Raw genomic sequence first — 16396 nt, 5'->3', positions numbered from 1 at the left:
CTCCAGATACGAATACGAATGACGGCCCTGGGAGGGGACGATTTTCATGAGCACTGTTGCGACCACCGAGATCAAGCTGACGCCGGAGCGCTCGTCGCGCAATTCCCTGCGCTCTCGTCTGCAGGATGCGCTGCCCAAGCTGGTACTGGCGCCAAGTTTTGCGATCACGCTGGTCTTTGTCTACGGCTTCATCATCTGGACGGGCTTCCTGTCCTTTACCAATTCCAAGACATTTCCGTCCTATGTGCTGACGGGTCCGCGCGCCTATCAACGGCTCTGGCGCTGGACCTTCGAGAGCGACCCGCCGTCGAGCTGGTACACGTCGATTACCAATATGGGTATTTTCGGCTTTCTCTATATCGGCATCTGCCTCGGCCTCGGCCTGTTCCTTGCTATCCTGCTGGACCAGAAAATCCGTGGCGAAGGCCTGTTGCGGCCGATCTATCTCTATCCGATGGCGCTGTCGTTCATCGTCACCGGCGTCGCCTGGAAATGGTTCCTCGATCCCGGTCTTGGCCTGGAGCAGACGCTGCATCAATGGGGGTGGACGAGCTTTCATTTCGACTGGATCAAGAACAAGGATTTCGTGATCTATACCGTCGTCATCGCCGGCGTCTGGCAGGCTTCGGGCTTCGTCATGGCGATGTTCCTCGCGGGCTTGCGCGGCATTGACGGTGAGATCATGAAGGCGGCGCAGATTGATGGCGCGACCACGATCCAGCTCTATCGCCGCATCATCATACCGTTGCTGCGCCCGGTCTTTTTGTCCGCGTTCATCGTGCTCGCCCATATGGCGATCAAGTCCTACGACCTTGTCGTGGCGCTGACATCCGGCGGCCCCGGCGGTTCGGCCTGGCTGCCGTCCAACTTCATGTATGAATACACGTTCAAGCGCAATGAAATGGCCGTCGGTTCCGCCAGCGCCATCATCATGCTGATGACGATCTCGGCGATCATCGTTCCTTATCTCTATTCCGAACTCAGGGAGAAGTCACGATGAGCGCGATCGTCTCCTCGGGCACGGCGGCACGCCGCAGCAATGGCGCGCGCATCTTCAATCGCGTCTTCATCTATGGGCTGCTGGCATTCTTTGCCATTGTCTATCTCATGCCGCTGTTCGTCATGCTGGTCACCTCGTTCAAGACCATGGACGAAATCCAGAACGGCAACATGCTGGCGCTTCCGAGCGCGCCGACCTTCGAGCCATGGGTGAAGGCCTGGGGCGAGACCTGCGTTGGCCTTACCTGCGCCGGCATCAAGGGCTATTTCTGGAATTCGCTGAAAATGGTCATCCCGGCCGTCCTGATCTCGACGATCCTGGGCGCGCTGAACGGCTATGTGCTGACCAAATGGCGTTTTCGTGGCCATACGCTGGTGTTCGGCCTGATGCTGTTTGCCTGCTTCATCCCGTTCCAGTCGGTGCTTCTCCCGATGGCGACCATTCTCGGCAGTCTCGGCCGTTTCGGCGTGATGTTGCAGAATACCGTGGGTCTCAGCTTCGGTTTCGGCAATCCGACCGTCAATCTCGTGCTGGTCCACGTGATCTATGGTCTCGGTTTTACGACGCTGTTCTTCCGCAATTTCTACGAGGCTTTCCCGACCGAGCTGGTCAAGGCCGCGCAAGTGGATGGTGCCGGTTTCTTCCAGATCTTCCGGCGCATCATGCTGCCGAACTCGCTGCCGATCATCGTCGTCACGGTGATCTACCAGTTCACCAATATCTGGAACGACTTCCTGTTCGCCTCGGCCTATGCCGGAACGGGCGAGTCCATGCCGATGACGGTGGCGCTGAACAACGTCGTCAACACCTCGACCGGGGTGGTCGAATACAACGTCAATATGGCCGCCGCAATGATCGCCGCCATGCCCACGCTTCTCGTTTACATTCTCGCCGGCCGCTATTTCGTTCGCGGACTGATGGCGGGCGCCGTCAAAGGATAACACATGGCTTTCCTCGAAATATCCGGTCTCAGAAAGCGTTTCGGCTCCCTGGAAATCCTCAAGGGCATTGACCTTGAGCTCGAGAAGGGCGGCTTCCTGGTGCTCGTCGGTCCGTCCGGCTGCGGCAAGTCCACACTGCTCAACACGATTGCCGGGCTCGAATCGATCACCGAGGGCACGATCCGCGTCGATGGAAGGGCGATCGACGATCTGCATCCGTCCAAGCGCGATATCGCGATGGTGTTCCAGAGCTATGCGCTTTATCCCAACATGACCGTCGCCGGCAATATTTCCTTCGGCATGGAAATGCGCGGCGTGCCGGTCGAGGAACGCAAGAAGGCGATCGACAAGGTCGCCAAGGTGCTGCAGATCACCCATCTGCTCGACCGCAAGCCGAGCCAGCTTTCCGGCGGCCAACGCCAGCGTGTCGCCATGGGGCGCGCCTTGGTGCGCGACCCGAAACTCTTCCTGTTCGATGAGCCTCTGTCCAATCTCGATGCCAAGCTGCGCGTCGACATGCGCATCGAGATCAAGCGGCTGCATCAGGCGACCGGCACGTCCATCGTCTATGTCACCCACGACCAGATCGAAGCGATGACGCTGGCCACGAAGATCGCCGTCATGCGCGATGGCGAGGTGCAGCAGTTCGGCACGCCAGCTGAAATCTACAACAATCCGAAGAACCTGTTTGTTGCGGATTTCATGGGCTCGCCGGCGATGAATCTTCTGACCGCGACGATCGAAGGCGGCGGCAACGACCTGCATGTGTCGCTGCTGCGGCCAGAAGCCGAGCCTCTCCGCGTGCCGGTGCCGCAGATCCGTGGACTGGCCGCCTATTCCGGCAAGCAGGTCGTCTTCGGCATCCGCCCGGAAGCGCTGACCGATCCGGATGGTGCCGACCGCAATGCGCAGTCGCTGTTCGAAGGCGATTGCCTGATCGACGTGGTGGAGCCTGCCGGTTCGGATACATTTGCGGTGACCAAGCTCGGCGGCAAGGAAGTGGTGGCCCGCCTGCGCGCCGACGCCCGCATTGCCCCCGGCCAGACCGCGCGGCTTGCCTTCAATCTGGACAAGGCGGTGTTCTTCGATCCGCAAAGCCAGCAGCGCATCGGCTGATTGCTGTCATGGTCAAGCAGCCCGATATCGTCATCATCGGCTCCGGCATCGGCGGCTCCACCATCGCCTCGGCGCTGGCGTCATCTGGTGCCGACATCCTGATCCTCGAGGCCGGTGGCCATATCCAGGACCGGCCGGAGAACCGCGATGCCAGGGCGATCTTCCAGCGCGGTCATTTCAGGCCGAAGGAAAGCTGGTACGAAACCGATGGCACGGCGTTCAACCCCGGCAATTACTACAATGTTGGCGGCAATTCGAAATTCTACGGGGCGGTGCTGGTGCGCTACCGCCGCGAGGATTTCGAGGAGATGCAGCATCTGGAAGGCGTCTCGCCCGCCTGGCCGTTCCCCTATGAGGAACTGGAGCCGTGGTACAGCGCCGCCGAGCAACTCTATCAGGTGCGTGGTGCGCTGGGGCAGGACCCGACGGAACCAGCCCATTCGAAGGGCTATGCGTTTTCTCCGGTGCCGGATGAACCCGCAATCGCCTCGGTGCGCGAAAAGATGCAGCGCAACGGCCTGCACCCCTATTCCCTGCCGCTCGGCATCGATATCGATGCGTGGCTGAAGAAGGCGAAGACGCCGTGGGATGCCCATCCGAACAGCTTCGACGGCAAGATGGATGCAGAGACGGTGGCTTTGGCCTTGGCGCTGCAGCATCCGAATGTAAGGCTCCAGACCGGCTCACGGGTCACGCGCCTTCAGACTGCGGCTGATGGCAAGCGCATCGAGACGGTGTATTACGTCAAGGACGGCGCCGAGCAATCGATCTCGCCGAAGCTCGTCATTCTCTCGGCAGGCGCCGTGCAGTCCTCCGTTCTGCTGCTGCGTTCGGCCAATGATGCCAATCCGAAGGGGCTTGCCAATAGCTCCGATCAGGTCGGCCGCAACTTCATGAACCACAATTCGAGTGCGGTGATCGGGGTTTCTCCCTTCTATCGCAACACCTCGATCTACCAGAAGAGCTTCGGCTTCAACGACTATTACCTCTCGGATGGGGAGGGCGGGGCGCCGCTCGGCAATGTCCAGCTTCTCGGCCGCATCTCCGGCCCGATCCTCAAGGCGCAGATGCCATCGGTGCCGGAATGGATGCTGAACCAGGTCTCGGCCCATGCGATCGATTTCTATGCAATGAGCGAGGATATTCCGCATCCCGAAAGCCGGATCATGGTCGATGGCGAGCGCATCGTGCTGCAATGGGTGCGCACCAACTGGCCGGCGCACCTGATGTTGGTGAAGAAGCTCAAGGCGGCGCTGAAGGCGGCCGGTTTCCCGATCGTGCTGTCGCGTCCCTTCGACAAGCGCACGCCGTCGCACCAGTGCGGCACCGTCAGAATCGGCAACGATCCGGCAAGTGCACCGCTCGATGTCTATTGCCGTGCCTATGACCATCCCAATCTCTTCGTGGTTGATGCCTCCTATCTGCCGACGTCGGCCGCCGTCAATCCGGCACTGTCGGTGGCGGCGCAGGCGCTGAGGGTCGGGGCGCATATCCGCGAAAAGGATCTGGGGGCATGACGGCGCGGCGCGTGGCCATCGTCACCGGCGGACGCCGCGGCATTGGGCTCGGCATCGCCAGGGCGCTTGCCGTCGAAGGCTTCGATATCGCCATCACCGGCATCGGCGACAGTGCGGGCATTTCGACGGTGATCGATGAACTGGCTGCGCTCGGGGCGGAGGCGGCTTTCTTCCAGGCTGATCTTTCAGACATCGCCGGGCATCAGGCGACGGTGGATAGTGTCATCGCGCGTTTCGGGCGCATCGATTGTCTCGTCAACAATGCCGGCATGGCTTCGGTGGTGCGCGGCGATTTCCTTGATATGCAGCCGGAGAATTTCGACACGATCGTTTCGACCAATCTGCGCGGCACGGTATTTTTCACGCAAGCCGTGCTGCGGGCGATGCTGTCGAGCGACGGGAAGGGTGCACGTTCCATCGTCAACATCACCTCGGTCTCGTCCTCGCTGAGTTCGCCGGAACGTCTGGACTATTGCATCAGCAAGGCGGGCCTTTCGGCCTTCTCGCAAGGGCTGGCGCTGAGGCTTGCCGATACCGGCATCGGTGTTTTCGAGGTCCGGCCGGGCATCATCCGCTCGGAGATGACGGCGGGGGTTTCCACGAAATACGACGCGCTGATCGATGGCGGGCTGGTGCCGATGAAGCGCTGGGGCGAGCCGTCGGATATCGGCGATATCGTCTCGGCGCTGGCGTCCGGCCGGTTCGGGTTTGCGACGGGCTCGGTGATCAATGCGGATGGAGCGCTGTCGATCGGAAAATTGTGAGGGCCTCTTCTCCCCGGCGGGGAGAAGGTGGCGCGCAGCGCCGGATGAGGGGGCGGCTGGCTCGGAGTTTGCGGTCAAGACCCGCTCATCGCCTCGCATACGCTCGGCACTTCTCCCCGCGGGGGAGAAGTGGGCACGGAATATTTGGCCGGCTTCCTGTTCCCAAGGGAAGATCGGTAGAGACTTTGAGGACAGACACATGACCTACGACTACATCATCACTGGAGCCGGCCCAGCGGGCTGCGTGCTGGCAAACCGCCTGACCGAAGATGCCGATGTGAAGGTGCTTCTCCTCGAAGCCGGCGGAAGCGACTGGAACCCGCTGTTCCACATGCCAGCAGGCTTTGCCAAGATGACGAAGGGCGTCGCCAGCTGGGGCTGGGAAACGGTGCCGCAGAAGCACATGAAGAACCGCGTGCTGCGCTACACCCAGGCCAAGGTCATCGGCGGCGGTTCCTCGATCAATGCCCAGCTCTATACCCGCGGCAATGCGGCCGACTATGACCTCTGGGCAAGCGAAGACGGCTGCACGGGCTGGGACTATCGCAACGTGCTTCCCTATTTCAAGCGCTCCGAAGACAATCAGCGTTTCGCCGACGACTATCACGGCTATGGTGGGCCGCTCGGCGTCTCCATGCCGGTATCGGGCCTGCCGATCTGCGACGCCTATATCCGCGCCGGCCAGGAGCTCGGCATTCCCTACAACCATGATTTCAACGGCAAGCAGCAGGCCGGCGTCGGCTTTTATCAGCTGACCCAGCGAAACCGCCGCCGCTCATCCGCCTCGCTCGCCTATCTCAACCCGATCCGCGGCCGCAAGAACCTGACGGTGCGGCTCGGGGCGCGGGTGACGCGCATCCTGATCGAAGGAAGCCGCGCCGTGGGCGTCGAGATCGCCACATCAAAGGGGCTTGAAACAATTCGCGCCGAGCGCGAGGTGCTGGTCTCCTCCGGCGCCATCGGTTCCCCGAAGCTCTTGCAGCAATCCGGCATCGGCCCGGCCGATCACCTGCGCTCTGTCGGCGTCGAGGTGAAGCACGACCTGCCCGGCGTCGGCTCCAACCTGCAGGATCATCTCGATCTTTTCGTCATCTCCGAATGCACCGGTGACCATACCTATGACGGCGTGGCAAAGCTGCACCGTACGCTCTGGGCGGGGTTGCAATATGTGCTGTTTCGCTCCGGCCCGGTCGCCTCGTCGCTCTTCGAGACCGGCGGATTCTGGTATGCCGATCCGGATGCGCGCTCGCCGGATATCCAGTTCCACCTTGGTCTCGGTTCCGGCATCGAGGCAGGCGTCGAGAAGCTGAAGAACGCCGGCGTGACGTTGAATTCCGCCTATCTGCATCCCCGCTCGCGCGGCACGGTGCGGCTGAAATCTTCCGATCCCGCCGCCGCCCCTCTGATCGACCCGAACTACTGGGAAGACCCGCATGATCGCAAGATGTCGATCGAGGGTCTGAAGATCGCCCGCGAGATCTTCCAGCAGGCGGCGCTGAAGCCGTTCATTCAGGAGGAGCGGCTGCCGGGCAACGGCGTTGTTACCGACGAGCAGCTGTTCCAATATGGTTGCGCTAATGCCAAGACGGACCACCATCCGGTCGGCACCTGCAAGATGGGCACGGGCGCGGATGCGGTCGTTGGGCTTGATCTGAAGGTGCATGGGCTTGAAGGTCTGCGCGTCTGCGACAGTTCCGTCATGCCGCGCGTTCCCTCTTGCAACACCAATGGTCCGACGATCATGATGGGTGAGAAGGGTTCGGATATCATCCGTGGCCTACAGCCCCTGCCGGCCGTGATCTTCAGCCATGAGAGCAACGACCAGCGTCCGCGCGCCAGAGCCGATGTAAGATAGCGCCACCGTGAGATAGGAGTTCCGATGATCCGCCACTGCGTCTTTCTCCGCTTCAAGTCCGATTATCCCGATGGCCGGAAGACAGAAATCTTCCACGCGATCGAGGCGTTGAAGCCTCTGGTCCCCGGCTTTGTAGCTGCTCATATCGGGCCGAATGTCAGCCCGGAAACCGGCATGGACAAAGGTTATTCCAGCGGCTTCATCATCGATTTTGCCGATGCTGGCGCCCGCGATGCCTACCTCGTTCATCCTGAACACCAGAAGGTCGGTGGCCGGATTGTCGATGCCTGCGAAGGTGGGGTCGACGGTGTGCTCGTCTATGATATCGAAATTGCGGATTGATTGCCGATGCCCCTTGCCCCTCGGCCGTTCCTGACCAGTCTTTTCGAGGCCGCTGTTTCGGCTGCCGATCCGCTGGCCGCCATCCGTGCCCATCGGCCGGAACGGCCCAAGGGACGCACCATCGTCGTCGGCGCGGGTAAAGCGGCAAGCCAGATGGCGGCGGCTTTCGAGAGCCTGTGGGATGGGCCGCTGGAAGGTGCGGTTGTAGCGCGTCATGGGCCGATTGCAGAGTGCCAGCGTGTCCGCGTGCTGCAATCGGCGCATCCGGTGCCGGACGAGGCGGGGCTTGCCGGCTCGGCGGAGTTGTTGAGACTGGTCGAAGGGCTGACGGCGGACGATCTCGTCATTGCCCTGGTCTCCGGGGGCGGCTCGTCGCTGCTGCCGGCACCGCCTGAAGGGCTGACCCTGGAAGACGAGATTGCCGTTAACCGGGCGCTGCTCGCCTCTGGTGCACCGATCTCGGCGATGAATGTTGTGCGAAAGCACGTCTCCCGCATCAAGGGTGGACGGCTGGCTTTTGTAGCAGCGCCCGCCCGTGTCGTGAGCCTGATCGTTTCAGATGTGCCGGGCGACAACCCTGCCTTTGTTGCTTCAGGCCCCACCATTCCCGATGCATCAACGCCGGAGGAGGCTTTGGCGATCGTCGCCCGCTATGGCATGGACCTGCCGGCTGCGGTGATGCGGCATCTCAAGTCGGAACAGGCGCGGGCACCCCGGCCAGACGATCCGGCCTTCCGGAACCATGTACGCCATGTGATCGCGTCTGCGAGCGTCTCGCTGGAGGCGGCTGCGGCGAAGGCGCGGGCGCTTGGTGTCGAGCCGGTTATCCTGTCCGATGCCATCGAGGGCGAGGCGCGTGATATCGGTCGCATGCATGCGGCAATCGCCCGCGAGACGGCGCTGCGTGATCGACCGTTTTCCAGGCCCGTGGTTATCCTCTCCGGCGGCGAGACGACTGTGACCATCTCCGGCAATCAATATGGAAAAGGCGGGCGCAACAGCGAATTGCTCCTGTCGCTGGCGCTCGACATCGATGGCGTTGCCAACATCCACGCGCTGGCGGCGGATACGGATGGTATCGACGGCTCCGAGGATAATGCCGGTGCCTTTGCCGATGGCGGCACTGTTGCAGCGATGCGCGCAGCCGGTGCCGATCCGCGCGACCATCTTGCGCGCCACGATGCCTGGAACGCCTTCAACGCCAGCGGCGATCTCTTTGTGCCAGGGCCGACGGGAACGAATGTCAACGATTTCCGCGCCATGCTGGTGCTCTGAGCGGGACCTATCGCTTACGGAACTTTCCATTCCTCTTTGCCGCGTTCTGCGCTAGATTGACCGGGCCGCTTGCGCTGTTGCGCACCGTGTGCGGCGCGTTGTGCCAAGACAGCCTTTGACTTTGTCCCGGATGATTCCTGTGCGGTCTGTCTTGCCCGAGTAGGGAGGCGTGGTCCGGAAAATCGTCTCCAGTTCAAACTTCAGGTCGGAACAAACGGGCGGAAAATACGTTTTCCGCGGGTTGTGGAGGTCGAACATGTTCATCCGGTTCGGATACGAAATTGGGATTCGCTGTGTACAGCCGACACCTCTGATGACCTATCTTTCAGTGGATCACGAGCGTCGGCGCGATATCATCGGTGAGAGAGGGCCGATAGCCAAACCCCCGATTAAAATGGGCGAGATCACCGATCCCTTCGGCAATGTCTGCGTACGAATGGTGCTGCCGGAAGGCGAGACGGTCCTGTCCTACGACGCCGTCATTCGTGACAGCGGCCGCCCGGATTACGTGCAAATCGGCGCGGGCGCCGTCCCTGTAGAAAAGCTCCCGGCGTCGTGTCTTCCGTATCTGTCAGCGAGCCGCTATTGCGAGACAGATCGTTTCGGAGCGCTCGCCTGGCGGAATTTCGGCGATATCGAGCCCGGCTGGAAGCGCGTGCAGGCGATCTGCGACTATGTGCACGAGCGGCTGACCTTCAGCTACGGTTATTCCTCCGTCATGCGCACGGCGATGGAGGCGCATGAGGAGCGCTCCGGTGTCTGCCGGGATTATGCCCATCTTGCCATCACGCTTTGCCGCTGCATGAACATGCCGGCGCGGTATGTGAATGGTTATCTGGCCGAAAATGACACTGCCGGCAACCCGGCGCCGATGGACGTCAATTCGTGGTTCGAGGTCTATCTGGAGGACAGGTGGTACACCTTCGATGCACGTAACAATGCGCCGATGATCGGTCGTATTGCGGCTGCCCGGGGTTGCGATGCGGCCGACATTCCGCTGATCCAGACCTTCGGAAAACACGAACTGACGACGTTCCGTGTCTGGACCTACCGCGATGCCGACGCCGCGCTGACAGAACCGCCGAGCCATGGCGAAGTGTCATTGCTGAATCCCTGGTTCAGCGAACGATGGGCGCGCCATGTGATCGAGCGCGAACACCAGGAACATTGAGCCGCCCGTCGCGTTTCTGCTTGTGGTTTGATTTTTCTTCGGTTCGGGAAAAATCGAAAAATAATATCTATAAACTTACTGGAAAATTTTGGATAACATAGGGAGAGAATGTCGGAGAAGAGGATTTAAAGTCCGGCCGGCAGAAACATAGGGAGAGCAAGAATGCAGAGTTCTAAGCCGCTTGCACAGAACCGACCCATTTCCGCTGTTCCGTATTCCTGGAATACTGCCGCCCAGGGCGCAGCCCTTGCCGCAGCGTTCCTGTTTGTTACCGCACTGGTTTGCGGAGCGATTTGACGTCTAATGATAAAATGTTGGAAAAGGCCCGTGGCGTTGCCATGGGCCTTTTTTGGTGATTCCTCGTCCGCTCATGGCTTGACCCGAAATTTTCGCCGGACCACCATGCGCCGCCGCCAGGGATGGCGGCGAAGCAAAAGCAATGACGGGAGAACAGCATGCTGGACAAACGACAATTCTTTATCGGTGGCGCGTGGGTCGATCCCCTGCAGACGCGTGATCTGGACGTGATCAACCCGGCAACGGAAAAGCCGATTGCGGTCATTTCCATGGGCACGTCTGCCGATATCGACCGCGCTGTTGCCGCTGCAAAGGCCGCTTTCCCAAGCTATAGCCAGACCTCGCTCGACGAGCGTATCGCGCTGCTTGAGGCGCTGCTGGCGATCTACAAGCGGCGTTACGATGAAATGGCCCGCACAATTACGCTGGAGCTCGGCGCGCCGATCACCATGAGCACCGAGCAGCAGGCGGATGTCGGCGTTGGCCATCTGCAGGGCTTCATTGACGGCCTGAAGCGGTTGAAAGGTCGCGAAGTCCTGCCGAATGGCGATGTGGTTCGCCGCGAGGCAATTGGGGTCTGCGGCCTGATCACGCCCTGGAACTGGCCGATCAACCAGATCGCACTCAAGGTCGTGCCGGCGCTGGCGACGGGCTGCACCTGCGTGCTGAAGCCGTCGGAATTCACGCCGCTCAATGCGCTTCTCTATGCCGAGATGGTCGAGGAAGCAGGTTTCCCGGCCGGTGTCTTCAACCTCGTCAATGGCGACGGCATCGAATGCGGCTCGGCCCTTTCCCGGCACAAGGACATCGACATGATGTCGTTTACGGGGTCCACACGCGCGGGCATCGCCGTCAGCAAAGATGCGGCCGATACGGTCAAGCGGGTGACGCTGGAGCTTGGCGGCAAATCGCCGAACCTCGTCTTCGAGGATGCCGATCTTGAAGATCGCGTGGCGGCCAGCGTCGCCGAATGCTTCAACAATTCCGGCCAGTCCTGCGATGCGCCGACCCGCATGCTGGTGCAGCGTTCGGTCTATGACAAAGCCGTCGCCATAGCAGAAAAGGCGGGCCGCGAAGCGCGAGTTGGTAATCCGGAGGAAGAGGGCAGCCATATCGGGCCGCTTGTATCCCATATCCAGTTCGGTCGGGTGCAAGCGCTGATCGAGGCGGGTGTTGCCGAAGGCGCGCGTGTCGTCGTCGGCGGCCCCGGCAAGCCGGAAGGTTATGAGACTGGCTACTTCGTCCGCCCGACGATTTTTGCTGACGTGAACAACGATATGCGTATTGCCCGGGAAGAAGTCTTCGGCCCGGTGCTGGCGATCATTCCGTTCGATACCGAGGAAGAAGCAATCGCGATTGCCAACGACACGGCCTACGGGCTGGCGGCCTATCTGCAGACCGGCAATCCCGACCGCGCCGAGCGTGTCGCTTCACGGCTGCGTGCCGGCATGGTGCACATCAATGGCGGGCCGCACCGCTATGGCAGCCCGTTCGGCGGCTACAAGCAATCCGGCAACGGCCGAGAAGGTGGTCTGTTCGGGCTTGAAGACTTCCTCGAAGTCAAGACCATCCATCGGCCCGACGCGGCTTGAATGATCCAGAAACCCGCCGCCAGCGCGGCGGGTTTCGAAATATTGCCGGAGCGTTTTTCAGATGCCCGGCAGCGTAAATCCGTTCAGACGTTCCTCAAGCTTCAGGATCGTGGCTGTGTCGGCGTTGGCGAAGGCGAAGCGCAGATAGCCTTCCTGGCCCTCGCCGAAATAATCGCCGGGCAAGCAGACAATGCCGGCGATCTTGGCGAGCTTTTCGGCGACGAAATCGGAGCGGATATCGGGGTAGGGATGACGGATATAGGCGAAATAGGCGCCGATCGCCTGCAGCTTCCAGCCAGGTGTCTTGGCCATGACCTGACGCAACGCATCGGCTCGCCTGCTGATTTCCGCCCGATTTCCGGCTCGCCAGTCGTCGAGGGCAGGAAGTGCTTTCGCAAGCGCTGCCTGCGCCGAGCGCGGCGCGCAAATCTGCAGATTGTCCATGATCTTGGCGATCTGCTCGACCAGAGCCGGGCTGGCCGTGATGGCGCCCAGCCGGTGGCCGGGAATGCAGAAGGATTTGGAGAAGCTGTAAAGGCAGACGAGACTGTCCTGCCACCCATTCATTGACAGCAGATCATGCGGCGCGACTGATCCTTCCGGCAGGAAGTCGCGATAGGTCTCGTCGACAATGAGCCACGTGCCGTTCTTGCGGCACAGTTCGAAAATGCGGGCAAGCAGAGCTGGAGGGTAGACGGCACCGGTCGGATTGTTGGGTGACACAAGAGCCAGCGCCCGAATACCCGGGCGCAGAGCCTGGGCAATGGCTTCGACATCCGGCAGGAAGCCGCGTGACGGGTCGCAGGGCACGAGTTCGATATCGATGCCGAGCATCGACAACGTGGTTTCCTGGTTGAAGTAGAAGGGGTTGGTCATCAGGATCGTATCGCCGGTGCCGGCAAGCGCCATCGCGGTGCATATGAAGGCCTGATTGCATCCCGACGTGATATGGATGTTATCCGCCGAGACATTGGCGCCGTAAACCTTTGACATATGTTCGGCATAGGCGCTGCGCAGCACGGCTTCGCCCTCGATGGCGCCGTAGCCGGTATAGGCGGTCGAGCTTGCTGCCTCGCCGAGCCATTTCAGCATATCCGGATGGGCGGGGTAGCCGGGAACAGCCTGGCTGAGATCGATCAACGGGCCGCGTGCACCGTCATAGGCTTTTGCCCAGGCGAGGACGGACGGAACTGGCGGTGGTGACAGTCGAGCGATCAGCGGATTGAAATGCGGCATGAGGAATGTCCTGTGGTTCTCAAGATTTTGCGCGGCGCTTCGGTGTCATTTCCGGACGACGGGCGCGCGAAGGTGAAGAAACGGGTTGGAAACTGTCCTTGGCGGGGCGGGCGCGAATGACCGTTCGAGCCGAGGTCTGCATCTCCGGCATGGGGTCACTTTCCAGCGCGGAAAACAGCCAGTCGATGAACACCTTGACGATCGGGGCGGCGCGCGCCTCGTTGCGGCACGCGACGTAAAAGGCGTCATTGGCGGGCACGGCCAGGGCAAACGGAACGATCAGTTCGCCCTTGGCGATCAGGCTGCCGGCGGTGATATTATCACCCAGCGCTACGCCCTGATTGTGCAGGGCTGCCTCGGTTGAAAGCCGCGCATCGCTCATGAAATGCTGGCGGCCGCGTGGCACGTCGTTTCCGTCGGCGGCTGTCAGCCAGGTGTTCCATTCGCGGCCGTCGTCGCCATGCAGCAGCACATGATCCTGAAGGTCCTTCACGGATCGAAGAGGACGCATGTTGAGGAGTGTCGGGCTGGCCACGGGGAAAAGTTCAAGCCGGCTCCAGAGGCGCGCCCAGCAGTCGCCCCAGTTGCCATCGCCATAAAGCAGGCAGATATCGACATCCGGCGAAAAAAGGTTCGCCGCATCATTGGACGCCGTCAGCGTCAACCGGATGTCGGGATATTGTTCGGTGAACAAGTGCAGCCGTGGTATCATCCAGAAGGACAGAAGAGCCGCAACGCAGGTGATCCGCAGATCTCCACTGGTCGTTGGTCGCAGCATGGCGGCCGTGGCGGCGGCGATCCCCTCAAAGGCATTGGTGACGGCCGGAAGCAACAATGCGCCCTGCGGCGTCAGCTTCATGCGCTTGGCCCCGCGCTCGAACAGCGGCGCATTAAAAGAGAGTTCCAGGGCGCGAATCTGGTGGCTGATGGCGCCGTGGGTGACGTTCAGTTCGCGCGCGGCCGCCGAAACGGACCCACGTCGTGCCGTCGCCTCGAAGGCGCGCAGCGGATTGAGCGGAGGCAGACGACTGGTCACGGGCGGGAGGATTCCGGGATTGGTTGAACGTGAATATTTCTCACACAAAACGCTATAACATTGTCAATTGATTTTCCAATCAAATTGACTGCTAATATCGCCAACAAGGGCAAAAAGCCTGGGGAACCTGCATTCGACGCCACCCGCAAACAGCGGTGGACCGCTTCCTGTCCGACGCTGTCCGATTGGAAAAGATGCCGCTCTTCCCCGGGTACCGAGAAGGAGGGATAACGGCATGGCCTTAGATGATCAGAAGCTGCAGGACCTGAAGGCGAAATACGGTGAAGCCCATGGCGGCGAGATGTTCGACCCGACCTTCCGCAAGGTCGCCGACAAGATCTTTTCCAAGAACGGCACCCGGCTTGCGCCTTACTCCGGCATTCCCACCTTCCTGATGGCGCCACATATGCCGGTCGATGCCAACGAGCCGGATTTTGGCAACCTGCAGGTTGCCATGGTCGGCATTCCGATGGATCTCGGCGTGACCAATCGTCCCGGTTCGCGTTTTGGACCCCGCGCCATGCGCACCATCGAGCGCATCGGACCCTATAACCATGTTCTCGGCTGCGCGCCGGTGCATGATCTTGTTGTCGCTGATATCGGTGACGTGCCGTTCCAGAGCCGCTACCGGCTGGAGCTCAGCCACGACGACATCGAAAAGCGCATCAACCAGATCGTCGATGCCGGTGTTGTTCCTTTGTCTGTCGGCGGAGACCATTCGATCAGCCATCCGATCCTGAAGGCCGTTGGCAAGAAGCGCCCGGTCGGCATGATCCACATCGACGCCCATTGCGATACCGGCGGCGCCTACGATCTCACCAAGTTCCACCATGGCGGCCCGTTCCGCAATGCGGTACTCGACGGCGTGCTTGACCCGACCCGCACGATCCAGATCGGCATCCGGGGGTCCTCGGAATATCTGTGGGAGTTCTCCTACGAATCCGGCATGACGGTTATCCATGCGGAGGAAGTGACGGGGCTCGGCATTCCCGCCATCATCGAAAAGGCGAAGGCGATCGTCGGTGATGGGCCGACCTATCTCTCCTTTGATATCGATAGCCTCGATCCAAGCTTTGCACCGGGCACCGGCACGCCGGAAATCGGCGGCCTTACCACCCGCGAGGTGCTGGAATTGATCAGGGGCCTGAAGGGCATCAATCTCGTCGGCGGCGACGTGGTTGAGGTCGCACCGCAGTATGACTCGACGACCAATACCGCCCATGCGGGATCGCAGGTCCTGTTCGAAATCCTGAGCCTCATGGTGTTCAGCCCGTTCGTCAACGGGAACAGAGACTGAGGGCAGTTGGCCGCTCTTCCCCCCATCGGGGAGAAGGGGGACCAGCCAATATTTCTCTCGCCCCGTTCTCGGGGAGAGAGGTAGGGTGAGACCCAAGCCACGCCCGATACCGTGCCTGCCTATAAACAAAACTCACAAGGGGAATAAAATGACGAAACTTTCGACCATGAAATCCGGCCTTGCCGCTGCGCTGCTGCTGAGCGGTGCCGTGCTCGGCTTTGCATCCGTCGCCCAGGCCGATGCCATCGATGACATCACCAAGGCTGGCGTGCTCAACGTTGGCGTCTTCGCCGATTTCCCGCCTTTCTCCTCGGCCAGCGCCGACATGAGCCTCAAGGGCTACGACATCGACGTCGCACAGTACATTGCCGACAGCCTCAAGGTGAAGCTGGTTCCTGTTCCGGTCACCGGCCAAAACCGCATTCCGTACCTCACCGAAAAGCGCGTCGATATGCTGGTCAGCGTCGGCTACAGCAAGGAGCGCGCCGAAGTCATCGATTTCGCTGCGGCCTATGCGCCTTACTACATCGCCGTGATCGGGCCGGCCGCCATGGAGGTGAAGGGTAAGGAAGACCTCGCCGGCAAGAGCATCGCCGTCAACCGCGGCACGCTCGAAGATACCTCGCTGACGGAAGCGGCGCCTTCGGATGCCGATATCAAGCGCTTCGACAACTACAACTCTGTCATCCAGGCCTTTATTTCCGGCCAGACCGACCTGATGGTCGTCGGCAATGACGTCGGTGCGCAGGTGCTGGCTCGTCAGGAAGCCCTGAAGCCGGAGCAGAAGTTCCAGCTGATGACCTCTCCGTCGCATCTCGCCCTGAACAAGGGTGAGGATCGCCTGAAGACCGCGATCAACGACGCGGTTGCCAAGATGCTTGCCGAGGGCAAGCTGAACGAGAGCTCGGAAGCCTGGCTGAAGGTTCCGCTCAACCCTGAAAACCTCAAGGACTAATC

The 16396-nt window shown here is 61.0% G+C and carries 15 protein-coding genes; 13 read left to right on the top strand and 2 right to left on the bottom strand.

Going from position 1 to position 16396, the window contains the following annotated elements; genetic code table 11:
- Positions 1 to 46: 46 nt before the first annotated feature.
- The 11 genes from QO002_RS17840 (at position 47) to QO002_RS17790 (ending at position 11870) form a co-directional block, all read left to right on the top strand.
- Positions 47 to 1000, top strand: a complete 954-nt coding sequence (locus QO002_RS17840; protein WP_307232092.1) for a carbohydrate ABC transporter permease — start codon at positions 47 to 49, stop codon at positions 998 to 1000.
- Positions 997 to 1941, top strand: coding sequence for a carbohydrate ABC transporter permease (locus QO002_RS17835; RefSeq protein ID WP_307232090.1), 945 nt, complete (start codon positions 997 to 999; stop codon positions 1939 to 1941). The genes QO002_RS17840 and QO002_RS17835 overlap by 4 nt, the downstream gene beginning before the upstream one ends.
- Before the next feature lie 3 nt (positions 1942 to 1944).
- On the top strand, positions 1945 to 3057 hold the full coding sequence (locus tag QO002_RS17830) for an ABC transporter ATP-binding protein (RefSeq protein ID WP_307232088.1): 1113 nt from the start codon (positions 1945 to 1947) through the stop codon (positions 3055 to 3057).
- An 8-nt stretch (positions 3058 to 3065) separates the two neighbouring features.
- Entirely contained in the window at positions 3066 to 4574 is a 1509-nt protein-coding gene (locus QO002_RS17825) for an FAD-dependent oxidoreductase (protein ID WP_307232086.1), read from the top strand.
- Positions 4571 to 5338 (top strand): 3-ketoacyl-ACP reductase, encoded by a 768-nt coding sequence (locus QO002_RS17820; RefSeq protein WP_307232084.1) that lies wholly within the window; start codon positions 4571 to 4573, stop codon positions 5336 to 5338. The genes QO002_RS17825 and QO002_RS17820 overlap by 4 nt, the downstream gene beginning before the upstream one ends.
- Before the next feature lie 199 nt (positions 5339 to 5537).
- A complete protein-coding gene (locus QO002_RS17815) occupies positions 5538 to 7193 on the top strand; it encodes a GMC family oxidoreductase (RefSeq protein ID WP_307232082.1) in 1656 nt (551 codons plus the stop codon).
- Between the two features lie 24 nt (positions 7194 to 7217).
- A complete protein-coding gene (locus tag QO002_RS17810; RefSeq protein WP_307232080.1) occupies positions 7218 to 7535 on the top strand; it encodes a Dabb family protein in 318 nt (105 codons plus the stop codon).
- A gap of 6 nt (positions 7536 to 7541) precedes the next feature.
- The gene (locus QO002_RS17805) at positions 7542 to 8810 is read left to right on the top strand and encodes a glycerate kinase type-2 family protein (RefSeq protein WP_307232078.1); all 1269 of its coding nucleotides are present in this window, start codon (positions 7542 to 7544) and stop codon (positions 8808 to 8810) included.
- A 256-nt stretch (positions 8811 to 9066) separates the two neighbouring features.
- Complete coding sequence (locus QO002_RS17800; RefSeq protein ID WP_307232076.1) at positions 9067 to 9981, top strand: transglutaminase-like domain-containing protein; 915 nt, start codon at positions 9067 to 9069, stop codon at positions 9979 to 9981.
- Between the two features lie 162 nt (positions 9982 to 10143).
- Positions 10144 to 10278, top strand: coding sequence for a hypothetical protein (locus tag QO002_RS17795; protein WP_307232074.1), 135 nt, complete (start codon positions 10144 to 10146; stop codon positions 10276 to 10278).
- 158 nt (positions 10279 to 10436) lie between these two features.
- Positions 10437 to 11870: an aldehyde dehydrogenase family protein gene (locus tag QO002_RS17790; RefSeq protein WP_307232072.1), complete on the top strand. Its 1434-nt coding sequence runs from the start codon at positions 10437 to 10439 to the stop codon at positions 11868 to 11870.
- Between the two features lie 57 nt (positions 11871 to 11927).
- On the opposite strand, the gene QO002_RS17785 is transcribed toward QO002_RS17790, so the two are convergent.
- Both QO002_RS17785 and QO002_RS17780 read right to left on the bottom strand, forming a co-directional pair.
- Positions 11928 to 13106 carry an aminotransferase gene (locus QO002_RS17785; RefSeq protein ID WP_307232070.1) on the bottom strand — a complete coding sequence of 393 codons (1179 nt, stop codon included), beginning with the start codon at positions 13104 to 13106 and terminating at the stop codon, positions 11928 to 11930.
- 19 nt (positions 13107 to 13125) lie between these two features.
- Positions 13126 to 14142 carry a LysR substrate-binding domain-containing protein gene (locus tag QO002_RS17780; protein WP_307232068.1) on the bottom strand — a complete coding sequence of 339 codons (1017 nt, stop codon included), beginning with the start codon at positions 14140 to 14142 and terminating at the stop codon, positions 13126 to 13128.
- Positions 14143 to 14377: 235 nt separating this feature from the next.
- On the opposite strand from QO002_RS17780, the gene speB reads away from it, so the two are divergent.
- Positions 14378 to 15439 (top strand): agmatinase, encoded by a 1062-nt coding sequence (gene speB / locus QO002_RS17775; RefSeq protein WP_307232066.1) that lies wholly within the window; start codon positions 14378 to 14380, stop codon positions 15437 to 15439.
- A gap of 148 nt (positions 15440 to 15587) precedes the next feature.
- Positions 15588 to 16394, top strand: a complete 807-nt coding sequence (locus QO002_RS17770; protein ID WP_307232064.1) for a transporter substrate-binding domain-containing protein — start codon at positions 15588 to 15590, stop codon at positions 16392 to 16394.
- Positions 16395 to 16396 lie beyond the last annotated feature (2 nt).

This window comes from Pararhizobium capsulatum DSM 1112 (assembly GCF_030814475.1).
Lineage (GTDB): Bacteria > Pseudomonadota > Alphaproteobacteria > Rhizobiales > Rhizobiaceae > Pararhizobium > Pararhizobium capsulatum.
Note: the sequence above shows the minus strand (reverse complement) of the source record. Positions and strands in the feature narration are given on the sequence as shown.